1 protein-coding gene is annotated in these 494 nt (G+C 58.3%); it reads right to left on the reverse strand.

What is annotated here, in order from left to right:
• Nucleotides 1-276: 276 nt before the first annotated feature.
• On the reverse strand, nt 277-494 hold a 218-nt coding region (locus E1297_RS49485; RefSeq protein WP_209015538.1), incomplete at its 5' end, for a hypothetical protein.

Genomic DNA, 494 nt, shown 5'->3' on the forward strand with positions numbered 1-494 from the left:
GCGATTTGCCATCTGAAATGGCGCGCTACAGGTTCTGAGCGTCTTGCCGACGAGCCATCACCCAATTCCTTGCCGGGGAAGATGCAACGACGTGCAAAGCTTCCGGGGTCCTGTAACGCGCAAGAACAGGTGGCTTGAGGGGGGTAACCGGGATTATCCGGGATTGGGCGGGAGTTGGCGGTTTTCTGCCGTTTCTTGAAGATTTGACCGGACGGCGGCGGGGGGTGGTGCGCCAGTTTGGATGGCGCGAACGAGTTGCCGGGGCGGTGCGCCGTTTTACGCCGTTTGAAAATGCCTTTTAAAAACAATGGCCGCGCAAGTTTGAGGTTGGAACTGAAAAGGTAAGTAGGTCTTACCTGTTCCAACCTTGGATTTCTGGCGGAATTCTGCGGTATTTCGGCGGGCGGGTTTTGCGGCGCTGGCGTTGAGGTTGGAACTCGGTCGGGGTGTTTTTTTTGGGGGGGGAGCGTCCGGCGAGCCCGACCTGCCGGTCA

This window comes from Roseibium sp. RKSG952, assembly GCF_009711355.1.